Annotated in this window: 2 protein-coding genes; both read left to right on the plus strand. The window is 43.1% G+C overall.

Annotation, left to right across the window (positions count from 1 at the left end; translation table 11 throughout):
- A partial coding sequence (locus tag AC1DUA_RS40975; protein WP_477505063.1) for a chemotaxis protein CheW occupies positions 1-82 on the plus strand: 82 nt, incomplete at its 5' end.
- Positions 83-109: 27 nt separating this feature from the next.
- Positions 110-376: chemotaxis protein CheW (locus AC1DUA_RS40980; protein ID WP_477505062.1), on the plus strand; the 267-nt coding region annotated here is incomplete at its 3' end.

Below are 376 nucleotides of genomic sequence, written 5' to 3' on the forward strand. Positions count from 1 at the left end.
CCTGTTTGCTATCTCGGGTGCGACGATTCTTGGAGATGGGCAAGTGGCTTTGATTATTGATCCAAACGCTTTGATTAAATAACAACATAATTCTAAGGAGGATATTACAATGGGAGAAGAAAAAAAAGTAATCGTCTTCGCACTTGGAGCGGAAGAGTATGGCGTGGAAGTCGAGAAAGTCAGAACGATTGAAAGAATGCAGCCAATGACGCGTGTTCCCAAAGCGCCTGAATTTGTGAAAGGCGTGATCAATCTTCGTGGTGTTGTTATTCCGATTATCAATCTTCGCTCACGTTTTGGACTCGAAGAACAAGCGACTTCCGATGCTTCTCGTATTATCATCGTATCAGCAGGTGAATTTGAAGTGGGCTTAATC

The sequence above is a fragment of the Paenibacillus sp. 01T422 genome (assembly GCF_056398785.1).